General features: G+C 63.2%; 11 protein-coding genes and 5 pseudogenes. 7 read left to right on the top strand and 9 right to left on the bottom strand.

All coding sequences use genetic code 11. The features are described from left to right. Position 1: 1 nt before the first annotated feature. A complete protein-coding gene (locus tag G205_RS16095; protein WP_235047006.1) occupies positions 2-706 on the top strand; it encodes a FadR/GntR family transcriptional regulator in 705 nt (234 codons plus the stop codon). A 385-nt stretch (positions 707-1,091) separates the two neighbouring features. Here G205_RS16095 and G205_RS16090 read toward each other — a convergent pair whose 3' ends face one another. Both G205_RS16090 and G205_RS16085 read right to left on the bottom strand, forming a co-directional pair. Next, positions 1,092-1,463: a hypothetical protein gene (locus tag G205_RS16090; protein ID WP_009358912.1), complete on the bottom strand. Its 372-nt coding sequence runs from the start codon at positions 1,461-1,463 to the stop codon at positions 1,092-1,094. After that, positions 1,463-2,095 (bottom strand): hypothetical protein, encoded by a 633-nt coding sequence (locus G205_RS16085; protein WP_152419604.1) that lies wholly within the window; start codon positions 2,093-2,095, stop codon positions 1,463-1,465. The genes G205_RS16090 and G205_RS16085 overlap by 1 nt, the downstream gene beginning before the upstream one ends. A gap of 813 nt (positions 2,096-2,908) precedes the next feature. On the opposite strand from G205_RS16085, the gene G205_RS23530 reads away from it, so the two are divergent. Together G205_RS23530 and G205_RS16080 are read left to right on the top strand one after the other, a co-directional pair. Continuing rightward, complete coding sequence (locus G205_RS23530) at positions 2,909-3,040, top strand: hypothetical protein (RefSeq protein WP_268743680.1); 132 nt, start codon at positions 2,909-2,911, stop codon at positions 3,038-3,040. A 9-nt stretch (positions 3,041-3,049) separates the two neighbouring features. Next, positions 3,050-4,532: pseudogene (locus G205_RS16080) on the top strand (MGDG synthase family glycosyltransferase). A 486-nt stretch (positions 4,533-5,018) separates the two neighbouring features. Here the strand turns inward: G205_RS16080 and G205_RS21255 are convergent. Beyond that, positions 5,019-5,351 (bottom strand): CBU_0592 family membrane protein, encoded by a 333-nt coding sequence (locus tag G205_RS21255; RefSeq protein WP_083875083.1) that lies wholly within the window; start codon positions 5,349-5,351, stop codon positions 5,019-5,021. A 129-nt stretch (positions 5,352-5,480) separates the two neighbouring features. On the opposite strand from G205_RS21255, the gene G205_RS16075 reads away from it, so the two are divergent. The 4 genes and pseudogenes from G205_RS16075 to G205_RS16060 all read left to right on the top strand — a co-directional run bounded on the left by G205_RS16075 (position 5,481) and on the right by G205_RS16060 (position 9,059). Beyond that, positions 5,481-6,413, top strand: a complete 933-nt coding sequence (locus G205_RS16075; protein ID WP_009358911.1) for a LysR family transcriptional regulator — start codon at positions 5,481-5,483, stop codon at positions 6,411-6,413. Between the two features lie 270 nt (positions 6,414-6,683). Further along, entirely contained in the window at positions 6,684-6,932 is a 249-nt protein-coding gene (locus tag G205_RS16070; RefSeq protein WP_035753450.1) for a hypothetical protein, read from the top strand. A 3-nt stretch (positions 6,933-6,935) separates the two neighbouring features. Then, positions 6,936-8,140 (top strand): annotated as a pseudogene (locus G205_RS16065) (cupin domain-containing protein). Between the two features lie 64 nt (positions 8,141-8,204). Then, positions 8,205-9,059: a sucrase ferredoxin gene (locus G205_RS16060; protein ID WP_052014161.1), complete on the top strand. Its 855-nt coding sequence runs from the start codon at positions 8,205-8,207 to the stop codon at positions 9,057-9,059. A gap of 388 nt (positions 9,060-9,447) precedes the next feature. Here G205_RS16060 and pntB read toward each other — a convergent pair. From pntB to G205_RS16030, 6 genes and pseudogenes are all read right to left on the bottom strand, one after another. Next, positions 9,448-10,922 (bottom strand): annotated as a pseudogene (pntB, locus tag G205_RS16055) (Re/Si-specific NAD(P)(+) transhydrogenase subunit beta). Then, a pseudogene (locus G205_RS16050) lies at positions 10,919-12,483 on the bottom strand (Re/Si-specific NAD(P)(+) transhydrogenase subunit alpha). Before G205_RS16050 ends, pntB begins: the two co-directional pseudogenes overlap by 4 nt. A 588-nt stretch (positions 12,484-13,071) precedes the next feature. After that, entirely contained in the window at positions 13,072-13,506 is a 435-nt protein-coding gene (locus tag G205_RS16045; RefSeq protein ID WP_009358907.1) for a hypothetical protein, read from the bottom strand. Between the two features lie 304 nt (positions 13,507-13,810). Further along, complete coding sequence (locus tag G205_RS22160) at positions 13,811-13,981, bottom strand: hypothetical protein (RefSeq protein WP_200859176.1); 171 nt, start codon at positions 13,979-13,981, stop codon at positions 13,811-13,813. A 129-nt stretch (positions 13,982-14,110) separates the two neighbouring features. Next, a pseudogene (gene fdhA / locus G205_RS16035) lies at positions 14,111-15,327 on the bottom strand (formaldehyde dehydrogenase, glutathione-independent). A 50-nt stretch (positions 15,328-15,377) separates the two neighbouring features. Next, positions 15,378-17,696, bottom strand: a complete 2,319-nt coding sequence (locus G205_RS16030) for an FdhF/YdeP family oxidoreductase (RefSeq protein WP_009358906.1) — start codon at positions 17,694-17,696, stop codon at positions 15,378-15,380. Between the last annotated feature and the right edge of the window lie 143 nt (positions 17,697-17,839).

Here is a 17,839-nt window from a genome sequence, read left to right as displayed (position 1 = left end):
CCTGCTGGCCTTCTTCACCAGCGGCGACATTGCCCCGGGGACCAGGCTGCCGGCGGAGCGTCAGCTGGCCGCCTCACTTGGCGTGGGCCGGTCAGCCGTGCGCGAGGCGCTCGCCGCCCTGGAAATCCTGGGCATCGTGGTGGTCCGGCCCGGTTCGGGCACCTATCTGCGGGACGGCGTTTCCGAACTTTTGCCGCGGACGCTGAGCTGGGGGTTGATGCTGGGTGCGCCGAGGACCCGCGAACTCGTCGAGCTGCGCAGCGGCTTGGAAGTCCAGGCTGCCCAGCTGGCGGCGGAGCGCGTAACCGACGAGGCCCTTGAGCGGATGCGCGCCAACCTGGACACGATGGCGGCCACGCTGGACGACCTGGCTGCGTTTGTGGAGGCAGATGCTGCCTTCCACCGCGAAATCGCGGCAGCCTCCGGTAACCAGGTACTGCAGGAGCTCCTGCAAAGCATCCGTTCGCTTCTCCGCATTTGGGTGGACCGGGCATTGACGGATGAGGGACATGCGGCTGCTGCCCTGAAGGAACACACAGAAATTCACAGGGCACTGGAGGCCCGTGATCCTGCCGCCGTCACAGCCTCAATGCAATCCCACATGGATACAGCATCGCGTCGGCTCCTTCTTGGCTTGGACGCTTCCCATTGGCGCGAATGCATCCCTAAGGCGGTCCTCGGCTTATCTCTCCCGGGATCCGGCTGATGGTGAGTGGCGGCTCCCTACCGCTCATCAGATCGAGCAGCACTTGGGCTGCCTGTGCATGCAGTGTCGGGGCGACCGCGGTGATTCCGGGTCTCCGGATTTCAAACCAGTCCGGATCACCGTATCCCGCGGGGTCGTTTACACGTGGGATGGGCCTGAACCAGATGCGGGGCAAGCTCGGGAGCTGACCGCCAAGCGCAACGAGCTCGTCAATCGCTCCCGCGTCGCCGCGACCCAGGTCCAGGTCAAATGCAATCCTCGGGATTAACTGATTCGATCTTGAGCTGCTGTCCTGCGTACCCTCTCACGAGTAGTGTCGCTAAACGTAGTTGGGCCCTCGATAATCCAGTGCACAACTATTTCAGCTCATAGCCGCCTGACCAGGTCAGGTAGCCGTTTCGTTCGTTTGGCTGTAGAACCGTGCAAAGCGGTGAAGGTAGAGGTACATTCCGAGGAAGACCACGGCACCTAGGAGCGGCCCTGCCCAGAAAGCGATGGGAGTGCCGTGGATGAGGACCGCCGCCGCGCCGAATACCGCTCCAACCACCCCCACACCAGGGCTGGCGGTAGCGAGCTTGCCCTGAATCTTTCTGCCAACTTGACGGTATCGGATGCTATGGAGGACGGCGAAGAGGATAAAAGCGCTGCCCATTATCAGGGGCCAAGGCATTTCAGCCACTGCTACAACGCTCAGAGTCAGCCCGTACATGGCCGCGAGGGCAAGCCAATAGTTCCTTGCGATTATTTTCTTGTTCATCAGCATCCTCGGTTGATGTCGATTACAGTTCCTGCGATGGCCATAGCGGCTGAGCAGCCCAACGCCGCCATCGGTCCGAAGAATCCGAGAGCACCGCAGAACGCCGCATTTGTGCTCCACCACGCCCAGAATGCTGCCCAGGCAGCAGGGCATTGCGGAAAAGCGGTCTGCATGCCCATGCTGCCTTTTCCTCCGCCAACCATGATTGGCTTTGCCTTGACGATCTGGGCAATTCTCAAGCTGTTCGGCCCGTCACTGACTTCCAGCGAAAGGTATCCGAGGTCAGTTAATTCGACTAACGCCGTCAGGACGTCAGTTGGCATTAAAGCGGCTAAGAATTCTTGCTGAAGCCGGCTGTCGAAGCGGCTGTCAGAGGAAAGAAAAGCGGTAAGCGGTTTTGATTCTTCGATAATCTGAAGCCGCACCGCAAAACCAAGCGGATCAGCTGACTTAGCCTGCCTTAGACGGTTCAAAGCTTCCTGCGTTTGAGCCGGATTGGGTTGAAGCAGGGCGACGCCCGAGCTGGCCGCGGCTATGGTTTTGGCGCCAGCAGCTCCCGCGGTCCAATCGATGCCGCCATGAGCGCTACGACGGCAGTAAAGGTGGCTGCCAACCGGCAAAAGTGTTTCCAAGCTTTTTTGTTGTAAAACATGTATCCCCCAATACGGATTTCACAAATCAGTTGCGACTGCGATCCCGCCGGCCCAGATTTTTGGAGGCGGCAGTGGGGCCAAGGCTACGTATGGCCATGATGCATCGCAAGTCAAACACTGTCCCGACGCTGCCTGACAGAAGAAGCGGCATGGGCGGCAATTATTTATCCTAAGTTCTTGCGCCACCACGCCGTTCACAGTGTGGTCTGGGGCGATGAATGGCGGTGCTTCAGCCCACCTAAACGTCGCCTTGGATGTCAGAGGCGGGTGTGAGAAGCAGTCAGGTCGGCTTGCGACTGCTGCTCGCCTGGCTCGTATCCCTGGGAAAATGAGATGTCTCATCGAGCGGAGAGACGTGTGACCTGCACAATCGCTTACTTCTAGGGAATGGTGGACGCGCGAGCGTAAGGCGATTCTCGTAACTTATGTCTCATAACTTCGTAGCTAAAATCTGGTACTCATCCTTGGTTATGAGACAGGTGAGCGGGCGTCGGTTCGAGGGGATTAGAGCGAGGCCGGAACTAAGCACGCTTCTGGGTTCAGCAGGCTAGTTTCTTGAAAAAACGGAGCTTTCCAGGCCCGCGGCCCTGCTCCGACGGGCGGTTGATCGCCGACCGCCCAGCCGTCGGCATCACTGCCCGCGATTTGGCGCAGGCCCTCGCCCCCGGAATTTCCAAGCCTGAACTGAACATCGTCGCAGACCTGACGTCAGGTTGGACTGTTTAGTTCAGCCTGGCAATAACTGGAGTGCTCTTTCGCCAGCCGCTGGTTGCACAAGAGGGTTGGCGGGACATGACCCGGATGCTGGGACGGTCGCTGCTGGTGCGCCGGGAGATGGGAGCGGCATCAACCCGTGACGGTTCAACCGGTCCCGTGCTGATCGAGTACAAGTTAGGCTCAGGCGGCGGCCATGCGGCCCGCTAGACTCCCTTTATGCGCAGAGCGTCGGCACGAGGCCCCGACGCCGCCGGAAGGGAACGCGTACTTATCCTGTCAGCAGGGGTAGGAGCGGGGCACAATAGCGCCGCGGCGGCGTTGGAGCAGGCCTGTGCCGTGCGCGCCGACATCGATGAGGTGCAGGTGCTGGACGTGCTGCAGGTGAGCAGCTTGCTCTACCGCACACTGCTGGGCAAGGGTTACTTCGTCCTGGTCGAGGACTTGCCCTGGCTGGTCGAGTGGGGCTACAACATCAACGACCGTCCGTTCCGGCGCAGGGGCCAGTAGACCCTTGGACACGGGTGAACGCTCTTCCGGTAACTGACGCCATCAAGCGATTCCGGCCGACAGCGATCGTATGCACGCACTTCCTGCCAGCCCAACTGCTGGCGTCGCTGCTCCTTCGTGGTGTGATTGACGCGAGGACCGCCGTCGTCACGACGGACTACGACTTCCAGGGCCTATGGCTTACGGGCGCGTTCCACGCGCTCTTCCTCGCCAGGGAGGAGGGGAGGGTTGAACTGATGGCGCTGGGCTTGCCGCCCGACCGCGTCGCGGTCACGGGCATCCCCATTGCCGCCCCGCCCGCCCCAGCGCCCGCGCGCGATGCAACCAAGCGACCGATGCTGCTGATTTCAGCGGGCGCGACTGGCGGCGACTATGCCCTCTCGGTCGTACGGCAGACGCTGCACATGCGCTCGTCTTTTACGGCCACGGTCCTGTGCGGCCGCAACAATGAGCTGCGGCAGCGCATCGAGCAGCTGGTGGCGCCCGCTGGCGACCGCTACCGCGTGCTCGGCTTTACGGCGGAGATGCCGCAGCTGCTGCAACGCGCCGACCTGTTTGTGGGCAAGCCGGGCGGGCTGTCGTCGTCGGAGTGCATGGCTGCAGGGCTGCCCATGGCGCTTGTGAACACCATTCCGGGGCAGGAGGTCCGCAACGGCGATTACCTGATGGAACAGGGGGCGGCGGTCCGCTGCAATACTCCCGCGACGATCGGCTGGAAGATCGACGAGGTGCTGCGGGAACCGGGCCGCCTGCAGCGGATGCAGGCGGCCGCACGCAGAACGGGCCGCCCTGAAGCTGCGGCGGACGTATTGACCGGACTGCTCGACGGGCCATCCCGTCCCCTGGTCGTGACACGCGCAGCGCAGAAGACAATCCTCGCCGAGAGCGAGCAGCGCCTCGTTGCGAGTGATCTGCCGGACCCTCCTCGCTGGTCCGCCTGGTCGACCTGGCTGCGGGGAGCACAGTCGCGCTGCTTCGGGCCGAGGAGCTGGGTGATCTTGAGAAGCGGTACGCCACCCCGAACGGGGGTCTGGTGCTGCGGGACGGCCAAGCGTTCACGTCGCTCAGGGGGGAGGAGCGGCGGCTGCTCCGCGCCATTCTGCGGAGGGACGACGAGCTGCCCGTCCGCGTCGAGGGGCCCTCGCCGGCCCCTCCCATCCTTCCCGAGAGGCCGGAGGAACACGGCCCCTAGCGAGCTCAGGGCTGGCCGGCCGTCCGGGACGGCATCCTCGTCGGGCGGTCCTGGGCGGCTCGGCAAGCTGTCCGCGCCCGCCCCAGCTGACCGGCTGTGCTGGGCGGCGGGCAGAGCACAGCCGCCCGCGTGGGGGTGACGAAGCAGGTTAACGCAGACAGAGGCAGCATCGTTAGCTTCCCGCGCTTTGGTCTCCACACCAATCGCGAGCTCGACCCGTTCCTCCAGCGACAAGTTTCGAGTCGCGGCCCGTGGAGCTGTCGCAGGGACAAAGTGGAGGCGCCTATCACGGTGAACTGAACGACTGGGACGCCGACCGGCGAAACCGCTCCGGTCACGAACGGTCCCCGGCCGAGCCTCAACGGGATTAGCGGGGACAGCAATCAGGGGAGTCGCTATCGAGCAGTCCGAGGATCTCCGCGTCCGTCATCCGGTCGATCAGTTGCTCCGCGGCGTCATGCGCGTCGCCCTCCCGAGGGCTGTTCCTTAGACCGCTCGACTCACTCCAACAATCGGCAGTGGGCCTGTAGCGTCAGGGACGCCGGGAAGCTGCGTAGGTTGAACTTCGCCAACGGCCGGCTCATGAACTGCCCGCATACGAAAGAGCGCTACGCCAGAGATGAGGAACCAGGCAACGTTCGTCACAACCGACGGCCATGCCCCATGGAAGACGCCATTGACAATGAAGGCACAGGCTCCGATGAGATTCGCTGATTGGAAGCGCTTGCCGGCCTTCAACCAGCCCATGGAGACAGCCAAGTAGGCACTCAGAATTGCAACTGCGCCGCCCCAGCCGGCAGCTTCCCACAGCAGTTCCATGATGTCCTTTCCCCAGCGCTATCCCGCATCTGCCAGGCGGCAAAGTGTGCCCCCTACGCCAAATATTGAGTGATGAAGACCTTCACTTCAATTGCATTCTGCTGAAGGTGTGGTTTAGAACTGCTTAACATGGATATCGACCCGCGCCGGTTGCGCGTTCTCCTTGCTGTTGCACGTACCGGCGGCATCCTTGCAGCTGCAGACGAGCTCCGAATCACACCCTCTGCAGTATCCCAACAGCTCAATAAATTGGAGGCGGAAACGGGCCATGCCCTGGTGGTACGTACACCCAAGGGATCATCGCTGACACCTGCGGGCCTCGCGATAGCTGAAGCCGGCGAAGAGATCGAACGGGCACTGAGCGTTGCCCTCGGAAGGATGCAGGGTGGAGCTACCGTCGAAGGTGTCGTTAAGGTAGGCGCATTCACGAGCTTTGTGCGAACGCTGGTGATCCCACGGCTTCCCGAATGGCGCTCCCAGTACCCGCAGCTGAAGATCCAGATTGTGGAAGACGACTTCCCGGTCCTGATGCGGCTCCTGCGTCAACAACAGCTGGACGCCGTCGTGGTCGAACTGGACTCGACCACGGCAGGGCAACAAGCATTGGGCGCCGGAATGATTGAGCAACCGCTGCTGGACGAGCCATGGAAACTCGTCGTTCCTTCCGGAACACTGATCGCTACCGAGAACGTTAATCTCGGCCGGCTGCCCCTTCCCTGGCTGGGAGTCGAGCCTTCCGCGGCCAATGCTTCCGTACTCGATCGACTCCGCCGAACGGGCGGCGCGGCGGAGACCGTTCATCAGTACCAGGAAACCCTGACCGCCCTCGCGCTGGTTGCCGCCGGGGAAGGTGTCGCGATCGTACCCACACTGGCTCTGGCCGGCGTCGTTCAGGACGGCGTGGACGTCCTGGACGTTCCTGGATTGGGGACCAGGCGTATCGTCCTGCGACGGTTCGACCGACGCAGGACGGCAAACCTGCCTGTCGACACAGTAGCGCGCCTCCTGCGGGAATCAGCCGCCGCATTTGATACTCGTGGGCACCGTGAAATTGCCACCTAGCCGAGGCGGGTAACGCCGTCGCGGGAGCCATCGTGATGCCCGCGAGCGATAACGGCCGATTCATTACCGGCACAAAGGCTCGCAAGCCCCGCACAGAGATTCCATCCTTGTATCAAGACGCCGGGACAGGAGTTGTAGAAAAGGGTTGTTCCCACGGCTGGCCTGTGAGGTTAGGGTGATCACGGGCGGTGCCTATAGAGGATCGCCCGGTTGGATGATCAGGTGCCGGCAACGGAGCTGATCCTGGCGATTCGATTCTCGGGAGGAAGCATGACCAGTCCAGAGCAGGATCCAAACCAGCAGGAAGGCCCCGCGGACGGTGGCGCGGCCGGCGTCCCCGGAATGCACGACGGCGGTGCTGACGGCGGTGCCGACGGTGGTGCCGAAGGCCCCGCGGACGGCGGCGCGTCCGGCGTCCCCGGAATGCACGACGGCGGTGCCGATGGTGGTGCCGACGGTGGAGCTGACGGGGGTGCCGATGGCGGCGCCGACGGGGGAGCCGCAGAACGGGGCATCTAAATCTTGAGCACAACCCGCACTGACTTTCAGGACCCCGGCGCAATTGAAGGCGGCGGGGTCCTGGAAACACGCCTGATAGACATTGGCCGTGAGAGGTTCGCCCGCGACATCTGGGGACGCACGGCACTTCTCACACGTGGTGCCGGCGACTTCTCCGATCTGTTCTCTGCCGGGGCCGTCGACGAACTGGTCTCGCGCCGAGGACTGCGCACACCTTTTCTCCGCGTTGCCAAGGGCGGCTCCACGTTTCCCGACTCGTCGTTTACCTCGCCCGCCGGCGTCGGCGCCACCATCTCTGACCAGCTCGACGACACAGCGCTGTGGCGCACGTTCGCGGACGGTGCCACGCTGGTGCTGCAGGCACTGCACCGCACCTGGGCGCCTGTCGCGGACTTCAGCAGCAGTCTGAGCACAGAGCTGGGACATCCGGTGCAGGCGAATGCCTACATCACCCCGCCCCAGAACCGGGGCTTCGACGATCACTACGACGTCCACGACGTCTTCGTCCTGCAGATTGAGGGGACCAAGCGCTGGATCATCCATGAGCCGGTCCACACGGATCCGCTGCGTGACCAGCCCTGGACCGACCGCCGTTCCGCCGTGGCCGAGGCAGCGAAGGCCGAGGCCTATATCGACACTGTGCTCGAGCCAGGGGACGTCCTTTACCTGCCGCGGGGCTGGTTGCATGCCGCCCAGGCGCAGGGCGAGGTGTCCATCCACCTCACCCTTGGAATCCACAGTTGGACCCGTTATGCGCTGGCAGAACAGCTGGCGCAGGCCGCCCTGGCAGCGCTGTGCGATGATCCCGAGATGCGCCGTACGTTGCCGCTGGGAGTCGAAGGGCCTGATGCAGAGCTCGACGTCGTCCGTGAGCGCCTCGCCGCTGCTGTCGTTGAGGCTGACAGCAGTCCTTTGTTCTACCGCACCCGCCGTGGCCAGGGGCGTCCGGCGCCGCTGGGGCCGCTGGCCCAGCTCGCGGCTGTGGGCGGCCTGGGCCCCGGGTCTGTGGTCCGGCTTCGCGGTGCACTGGAGGCACGGCTGGAGGGATTGCGCCTCACCACGCGCGTGGGTTGGCTCGATTTCCCAGAGACCGATCTGCCTCGATAACGCGCCTGCTCGACGGGGAGATTCACGCCGCGGGCGATCTCGGCGTCGAACTTGTTGGAAGGCTGTTGCGCGCGGGGGTCCTCGTTCCCGTTGAACAGTGATCCAGACAGTGACTTCGCCACAGTAGCGGCCACAAAGCGCTTCTTCTGCTCTGAAGGGGCCCGCTTGCGTGGCGACCCGGTTGCAGGCACAGCGCCGCATGGCGTCGTCTGGGTCCTCATCGAGTACCGGGGCGGATGGCCTCTCAATGGCTTTGAAGGGCTTGATCTCGATCCTGGAACCAAGGCGCTCGTGCTCTCCGCCGCGGGGGCGGCGCGGGCACGGGTGCTGCTGGTGAGACGGCCCGGCCCCCGCCGCCGTGAAGGCCAGAGCCGTTGGGCGGTCCTGCGGCACGAGGATTCGGGCGCCTACCGCCAGTACTGGGGCACGTGGGGCAAGGATGAGGATCTGGCTGAGATTGCGAGGGCCCTCAGTCTCCCCGGAACGCTCGGCTATCCGCCCGTCGTCCTGGTCTGCACCCACAGCCAACATGACCAATGCTGTGCTGTGTGGGGACGGCCTGTGGGACGTGCGCTGAGCGAGCGGTGGCCGGAGCTCGTCTGGGAATGTTCGCATTTAGGCGGTGACAGGTTCGCAGCCAACGTCGTGGTTGCACCCGACGGTGTCTACTACGGAAGTCTGGATGTGGACTCGTCTGTGGCCACGATTGAAGAACACCTCGCCGGCCGTATCAGCGCGGAGCATTTGCGCGGATACACCGATCTCTTCCCGGCACAGCAGACCGCCGTCGCCGCCGCGCTCAGGCGTTTCGGCCCGGCCGGCCGTCATGACTTACGGGTGGTCGAGACCTCCCGCAACGGTGAACACTGGCGGATCCGCATCATCGGATCCCCTCCTCACCCGGCGCGTATCGACATTGAACTGCGTACTCAGCGCGGCCCGCGATGCCGTCTAACCTGTCGCGCACCGGCAATGAGCTCGGCCGTGGTCTATGAGGTCCTTTCGATCCGCACGGTCTAAAAGTTGAACGTCTTGTTCGTCCTGTGCAAAGGAGGTGTGGACACGGTCCACACCTCCTTTGCGAAGGTTGAAGCGTGCCTCATTGACCGGGCTCCCAGCCCACTGGAACTGGAGCCGAGGGAATGGGCGAAGCTTCGGGTTTAGTCCTTCCGATGCTGATCCACCAACAGTTCGTGGTTGCAGTGCAGTAGGAGCTCGTGTCGGAAGTGAAGGCCTAACCAAGGCGATGCGGCGTAGTCGTCGATGCCAAAGGCCTGGGCAAACGGTGCTTCTTCAGCGCCCATCATCTGGCTCGGCCTACGTGGAGGAAGTGTTGTCTGAACCACGCTAGGGAGTGCTGTTCGATGTTGTGGCATGGTCTCTCCTCATCTTGGAAGGTGCGGGTCGGTCAGAAAGCGCGAAGGATGTCTTCGACGCGTTGTTTGGCGTCGCCGAAGAGCATTTGCGAGTTGTCGCGGAAGAACAGGGGGTTCTGGACTCCGGCGTAGCCGGCGGCCATGGAGCGTTTGAACACGACGACGTTTTCGGCTTCCCAGACTTTGAGGACTGGCATGCCGGCGATGGGGCTGCCCGGGTCTTCGGCGCTGCGGGGTTGACGGTGTCATTGGCGCCGATGACGAGGACCACGGAGGTTTCGCCCAGGTCGTCGTTGATTTCGTCCATTTCCATGACGATGTCGTAGGGGACTTTGGCTTCGGCGAGGAGGACGTTCATGTGTCCCGGGAGGCGCCCGGCGACGGGGTGGATCCCGAAGCGCACGTTGACACCCTTCTCGCGGAGCTGGTGGGCCAGTTCAGCGACGGGGTACTGCGCTTGGGCGACGGCCATGCCGTAGCCGGGGGTGATGACGACGGACGAGGCGTTGGCCAGCATTTCCGCTGTCGCTTCGGCAGTGATTTCCCGGTGCTCGCCCTGGTCCGTGTCCCCCTTGCTGGCGGGTGCTGCGATGCCGAAGCCTCCGGCGATGACGGAGATGAAGGACCGGTTCATGGCTTTGCACATGATGTAGGACAGGTAGGCGCCGGAGGAACCGACGAGGGCGCCGGTGATGATGAGCAGGTCGTTGTTGAGCAGGAAGCCGGCGGCGGCTGCGGCCCAGCCGGAGTAGCTGTTGAGCATGGAGACGACGACGGGCATGTCGCCGCCACCGATGGAGGCTACAAGGTGCCAGCCCAGGCCTAGGGCCAGGATGGTGACGACGATCAGGAGCCACAGCTGGGAGTCGTTGACGTACCAGACGGTCAGGACGACGAACACAACGAGGGCGCCGAGGTTGATCGCGTTCTTTCCCGGCAGCATCAGCGGTGAGGACTTCATCCGGGCCGAGAGTTTCAGGTAGGCGACGATGGAACCGGTGAAGGTGACCGCGCCGATGAAGACACCGATAAACACTTCTGCGTGATGGATCGCTTTGAGTGCGTCGGGCAGTTCGGGGCTTTCAAGGTGCCCGTTCCAGCCCACCAGCACCGCGGCGAGGCCCACGAAGCTGTGCAGCAGCGCGATGAGTTCGGGCATGCCGGTCATCTGCACCACGCGGGCCCGCCACAGGCCGATCGCGGCGCCGACCAGCACCGCGGCCACCAGCAGGATGAGGCCGGTGAGTACCTGGGAGGAGCCCCAGGCGTTTTGGAGGGTCAGCCAGATGGTCGCTGCCAGGGCAACCACCATTCCGGAGATGCCGTAGATAACTCCTGCGCGTGCCTTCTCGTGCCTGCTCAGTCCGGCCAGGCTGAGGATGAACAGCAGGGCCGCGACGATGTATGCCGCCCCGGCTACGGACTCTGCGGTCAAGGGGTCGGAAACGGTATCAGTCACTGTGATGCTCCTCGTAAGAATTCCTGTTGCTTCGCGAACGGCGCTCATCCCTGTGCCTTATTTCCCTTGGAGAACATCGCGAGCATGCGCCGGGTCACGGCGAACCCGCCAAAAATGTTGATGCTGGCAAGTAGGACAGCGACAGCGGAGAGGGCCTGCACGATCACGCTGCTGGAGGTGATCTGCAGCAGGGCACCGACGACGATGATTCCGGAAATCGCATTGGTCACGGACATCAGGGGAGTGTGCAGCGCGTGGTGCACTTTGCCGATGACATAGAAGCCGACGACGACGGAGAGCATCAGCACTGTGAAGTGCTGCGGCAGCGGATCCGGGGCCACCGCGTTGATCCCGAACAGGGCGGCGATACCCGCAGCAATCAGACCGGCTTTACCGGCAGGGCCCAGCCCGGTCTTCTTGTCGGCTTTGCCTGCAGGGCGCTCACCGGCGGGTGTGGCCGCCGCCTGGGCAGGGGATGCAGCGGAGACCTGGACCGGGGGCGGGGGCCAGGTTTTCTCTCCCTCGCGTACGACCGTCACGGAGCGCTGGACCACGTCCTCGAAGTCAAGGGCCAGCTGGCCGTCCTTGTTCTGGGTGAGGAGTTTAAGGAGGTTGACCAGGTTGGTCCCGTACAGTTGGGACGCCTGGGCCGGAAGCCGGGCCGGCAAGTCGGTGTAGCCGAGAATGATGACACCGTTTTCGGTGACGATGCGTTCACCTGCCACGGAACCTTCAACGTTGCCGCCCTGCCCGGCAGCCATATCCACGATCACGCTGCCAGCTTTCATCCCGGCCACATCATCGGCCGTGAGGAGCTTCGGCGCGGGCCGGCCCGGGATCAGTGCCGTGGTGATGATGATGTCAACGTCACGGGCCTGCTCGGTGTAGATCTCGGCTGCACGCCGGTTGTACGCCTCCGACGTCGCCTTGGCGTACCCATCAGAGGACTTCATCTCTTCCTCGACCTCAACCTTGAGGTAAGTACCACCAATGGACTTCACCTGATCCGCCACCTCGGGCCGGGGATCGGTAGCGCGAACGATCGCGCCCAGGCTGCTCGCCGCACCGATCGCGGCCAGGCCAGCCACGCCCGCGCCGGCGACCAGGACCTTCGCCGGCGGGACCTTGCCCGCCGCGGTGACCTGACCGGTGAAAAACCGGCCGAACTCATGGGCGGCCTCGACCACGGCACGATACCCCGCGATGTTCGCCATCGAACTGAGGACATCCATCGACTGCGCACGGGAGATGCGCGGCACAGCGTCCAGCGCCAGCGCCGTGATTGGACGCGCCGCCAGCGCCTCTACCAATTCCGGCCGCAGCCCGGGGCTCAGCATACCGATCAGGGTGGCGCCGTCAGCGAGGCGGTCGATCTCTTCCTCGGTGGGCGGATTGACCCGCAGCACCACGTCACTGCCCCACGCATCATCAGCACCAACAATCAAGCACCCGCCGCTGCATACGCCTCGTCCCTGAACGACGCGGACTCACCAGCCCCCTTCTCGACCACAACGTCGTAGCCCAAACCCAACAACTGCTTCACGGTGGCAGGCGTTGCCGCCACCCTTGTCTCGCGACCCAACTCGGCCACGATGCCAATACGTGTCATTATTCTCTTTCTCTAGGATGTGGTGCCTGGAAAATTCGGATGCAGGGAGACAGCATCTGCCGCTTGATGCGCGGCCGATCCGGTGCTTCTGGGTGCGGGGGAACAGGATCTGCTCGATGGGTCCGCTTCGGCCGCAGGTCGAGGAGGGCTGCCGCACCTGGCTGCTGAACGTCGTTCTTCACACAGTTCGATGGCGCGGACATGCTCCGTTGTCCTGCCCACGCTCGCGTGTCAATCCGCGACAATCAGCGGGGCCGTCGGGACATTAATGTCGCCAGATGGAAGGTCAGCACGCGGTTCCCCTGGATCTTTCCGCTTGGCCGCGTCCTGCGCGCCGCTGAAGGCAGTTGCAATGCCCAGCCTTCTGCGACGGTGCGCGAGTTGCTGCATTTGTTCTACTCCTCATCGAGCCAACAATCGATCCTCCAGCGGACCCCGATCTAGTATAAGTCTCATATATCAAGTATGGGAATAAGATATATCAATGTTTCCTATCGGCTGTCCGGGGACCCCAAACCACTCCCAAAACTTGGCGGGTCAGCGAAATCAGTTGCCAGCGGCAGCGGTAGGAGCCCCATGGTCGGAGAATTAGGGGGTGGCGATCACGATGTTCTTGTGGATGGGTTTCCACCCATCGCCAATGAGTTTGTCCAGGTCGTAACCGTCAGATACCAGGACAACTTCAACAACACCTGTGCCGCTCACATTGAAAATTTCCCTGTCGTCCCTCACGTCCGAGCAGCCCGCGACCCAGCGGGCTTGGCTGTCTTTGGGAAAGGCAGCAACGCCGGCCCGCCGGCTATCGCCGCTTTTCGCTCCGAAATATCTGATGTCATTGTGCTCGACCAGGAACCTCACACTGTTCGCTGGGATTTCATTTTGCGGCCAGATGGTGACGTCGCCAGGAAGCCGGTCTTCCGCTTCGGCTGGAGAGTCCAGCGCGTTGATCGTCGGCTTCGAAGTGCAGCCGGTCAGCAGAAGTGCCGCGGCCAGTATCGCAGCAAGGATCTGCGGATGTTTCATAGCGCTGCCCCCTCAGGCCTATGGTCCAGTCAGCCTACATGCCAGCTCCGTTATCGATGGGTTGGCGTAGGCTCAGGGACATGTCAGGTCCGGGGGATTGCGGCACCAAAATTCTAAGGGCGCTTTACTGGCGGTCTCCGTCGGCCTCATGCTGGCAGGTTGTAAATACCACGAGGGTTCCAGCGAACCGTCAAGCGAATCGACTGTCGTTGCTCAGCCACTGCCAGCACCCGCAACGAAGCCTGCTGAAGTGTTGAGGCTTGAGCAGCGTAACCGAGCGAAACTGGACGAAGTGCTGGGCGTCTCATCTACGCAGACGGTCGTCCCTGGGCGGCGCCGTCCGCTTCAGTTCTGCGATGCGCAGCCGAAGGAACACGATGACCAGGACCAGGGCATAGACCGCCAGGACGGCGACGGTGATCGTGAACACCGCGTACAGCACTCCCAGAACACCAAAAGCCGGACTTATATTCATTGGCCCCCCAATAGTCGTTGGCCCCAGCTTACGCGCGGCCGTCACCCGTTTCCGGCTGGAGAAACCGAAGGCCGCAGGACATCCGCCAAATGGCGTTTGCCCTGCGGCCCCGGCTCTGTTGGTCGCGTACTAGTTCTTGACGTAGCCGTTGGGGTTCAGCACGAACTTCGTTGCCGCTCCGGCGTCGAATTCGGCGTAGCCGCGCGGGGCGTCCTCGAGCGGGATGGCCTGGGCGTTGACTGCCTTTGCGATCTGGACCTTGTCGTGGAGGATGGCCATCATCAGCTGACGGTTGTACTTCATGACAGGGCACTGGCCCGTAGTGAAGGACAGGGACTTGGCCCAGCCGGTGCCCAGGGAGAGCGAGAGCGAGCCGTGCTTGGCAGCCTCATCAACGGCACCCGGATCTCCGGTCACGTAGAGGCCCGGAATACCCAGGGAACCGCCGGCCGCCGTGATGTCCATGAGGGAATTCAGGACGGTGGCAGGTGCCTCGTGGGAGGCGTCCTTTCCGTGGCCGCGGGCTTCGAAGCGACGGCGTCCACGCCGCAGTCCACTTCCGGGACGCCGAGGATCTGTTCAATCTGGTCCTTCGGGTCGCCCTTGGAAACGTTAACGGTTTCACAGCCAAACGAGCGTGCCTGCGCCAGGCGGTCTTCGTTCATGTCGCCCACAATGACGACGGCGGCACCCAGCAGTTGGGCGCCGACGGCGGCCGCGATGCCAACAGGGCCGGCACCGGCGACATAGACTGTGGAGCCGACGCCGACGCCAGCGGTCACGGCGCCGTGGAAGCCGGTGGGGAAGATGTCCGAGAGCATGGTCAGGTCCATGATCTTTTCCAGGGCCTGATCGCGGTCCGGGAAGCGCAGCAGGTTCCAGTCGGCGTAGGGGACCAGGACGTACTCTGCCTGTCCGCCGACCCAGCCCCCCATGTCGACGTAGCCGTAGGCGCTGCCCGGCCGGTCAGGGTTGACGTTGAGGCAGATCCCGGTCTTTTGCTCCTTGCAGTTGCGGCAGCGGCCGCAGGAGATGTTGAAGGGTACGGAGACGATGTCGCCGACCTTGATGAACTCGACGTCGGGCCCCACCTCCACCACTTCACCGGTGATTTCGTGGCCGAGGACAAGGTTCTGCGGAGCCGTGGTGCGGCCGCGGACCATGTGCTGGTCCGATCCGCAGATGTTGGTGGTTACGGTGCGGAGGATCGCGCCATGGGGCACCTTGCGGCCGACGTTGGCCGGGTTGACGCCGGGGCCGTCCTTGAGTTCAAACGTCGGGTAGTCAGTGTCGATGATTTCGACGACACCGGGTTCCTTGTAGGCGACAGCTCTGTTTCCTGACATGGTCACTTCCTAATCGTTGGTGTTACTGAAATGGGGAACTTGAGGGGGATCTAGGCCTTTTCCAGCCGGATGATCACGGACTTTGAGGTAGGCGTTCCGCTGGTATCCGCCACGGAGTCCAGCGGCACCAGGACGTTGGTCTCCGGGTAGTAGGCGGCGGCACAACCCTTCGGCGTCGAATACGACACAATGCGGAAGTTTTCGGCCCGCCGCTCCGTCCCCTGGAACTCGGAGATCAGGTGGACCATGTCCCCGTCGGCAAAGCCCAGCTCACTGACATCCTCGGCGTTGATGAGCACCACGCGCCGGCCGCCGTGGATGCCGCGGTAACGGTCGTCCTTGCCGTAGATGGTGGTGTTGTACTGGTCGTGTGAGCGGAGGGTTTGCAGGACCAGCCGGCCGGGAGGGATCTTGATGAATTCCAGCTCGTTGCCGGTGAAGTGGGCTTTCCCGGATGCCGTATCGAACTTCCTGGCATCCCGTGGCGGGTGTGGCAGCACAAAACCGCCCGGATGCTGGATCCGCTGTTCAAAGTCTTCAAAGCCGTCAACCACCGCTTCGATGTGCTTCCGGATCAGCGAGTAGTCATCCCGCATGGCGAGCCAGCTGGCCTGGGGTGTGTTGGGCACGCGGCCGTGGCCGTCTGCAAACAGCCTGTGGGCGAGGTTGCACACGATGGCTACCTCGGAGTGGAGGTGTTCGCTTGCGGGCTTGAGCCGTCCCCGTGATGCGTGCACGGCGCTCATGGAATCTTCCACTGTGACCCGCTGGTCGCCTGTCTGCTGGGTATCCTTCTCGGTGCGTCCAAGGGTAGGCAGGATCAACGCCCGGCGGCCTGTGGACAGATGCGAGTGATTCAGTTTCGTGGAGATCTGAACACTCAGGCTGGTGTTGGCCAGGGCCTGCTCGGTGACCTCCGAGTCCGGGGCTGCACGGACGAAGTTGCCGCCCATCCCCATGAAGAAACGGACCCTGCCGTCCCGCATGGCGCGGATGGCTGCCACGGTGTCAAAGCCGTGCTCCCGGGGAGACCGGAAGTTGAATTCCTGGTCCAGCCGGTCATGGAACGTCTCCGGCATTTTTTCGAAGATGCCCATGGTGCGGTCGCCCTGGACGTTGGAGTGGCCGCGCACCGGGCAGACGCCGGCGCCGGGCTTGCCGATGTTGCCCTGGAGGAGCAGGACGTTGACCACGTCGCGAAGGGTAGGCACGGAATGCTTGTGCTGGGTCAGCCCCATGGCCCAGCACACGATGGTTGCATTCGACGCAAGCAGCCGTTCTCCCGTTGCCCTGATTTGCTCCAGGGTGAGGCCTGTTGCCTCCACGATGTCATCCCACTCCACCTTTTCGAGGTAGCGCAGGTAGTCATCAATGCCCACTGTGTGGTTTTCGATGAAGTGGTGGTCCAGGACGGTTTCCAGGCCCGGGGTGTTCCGGCCGGCAGCTTCGGCTTCAAGCAGGTATTTGCCAAGGCCCTGGAACAGGGCCTGGTCGCCGCCGGCGCGGATCTGCAGGAAGTCGTCGGTCAACCGGGTTCCCGACACCATGCCGGCTACATGCTGCGGGTTTTCAAAGTGCAGGAGTCCGGCCTCGGGAAGCGGGTTGACGGACACGATAATCGCGCCGTTCTTTTTCGCCTTCTCCAGGGCGCTCAGCATGCGCGGGTGGTTGGTGCCGGGATTCTGGCCCGCTACGAAGATCAGCGACGCGGTTTCCAGGTCCGTCAGGCTGACAGAACCCTTGCCGATTCCAATGGTTTCCACCAGCGCCGAACCCGAGGATTCGTGGCACATGTTGGAGCAGTCAGGAAGGTTGTTGGTGCCGATTCCCCGCACCAGCAGCTGGTACACGAATGCTGCTTCATTGGAGGTCCGGCCGGAGGTGTAGAAGACCGCCTGATCGGGGTGGTCCATGCCCCGCAGCTCCTCGGCCATGAGGTCGTAAGCCGTATCCCACTCAATGGGCTTGTAATGGGTTGCGCCTTCATCGAGGAACATCGGGTGGGTGAGCCGGCCTTGCTGGCCCAGCCAGTAGTCGTCGCGGGTCTTCAGGTCAGCAACCGAGTGCTTGGCAAAGAATTCCGGTGTGACACGGCGACGGGTGGCTTCTTCGGCCACTGCCTTGGCGCCGTTTTCGCAGAACTCCGCGGCGTTGCGCTTTTCGTGTTCGGGCCAGGCGCAGCCCATGCAGTCGAACCCGTCCAGCTGGTTCACTGCCAGGAGCGTGTGGACACTGCGCAGTGGCCCCATCTGTTCCAGCGAAATTTTCAACGCATTGGCAACGGCCGGGATGCCTACGGCCTTGGTCTTGGGTTTGGTGACGGTCAGCTTTGACTCGTCGATGTTTTCGCGGGGGGCTTTGGATGCCACGGGGGATATCCCTTTCAGATCCTGGAAGTGAAGCAGTCGGCAGGTGCTTGCGCGGCTTGCGGAAGAGGGCGGGTACAGCGGCCCGGACCCGGTCGTTGCGAGGGAAAGGGTCCGGGCCGCTTGCCTTGTTGGCCGCAGGGCGC

The organism is Arthrobacter nitrophenolicus, from assembly GCF_000332815.1.
GTDB classification, from domain to species: domain Bacteria; phylum Actinomycetota; class Actinomycetes; order Actinomycetales; family Micrococcaceae; genus Arthrobacter; species Arthrobacter nitrophenolicus.
The sequence above is the reverse complement of the archived record's forward strand: the minus strand, read 5'-3'. Positions and strand labels throughout refer to the sequence as shown.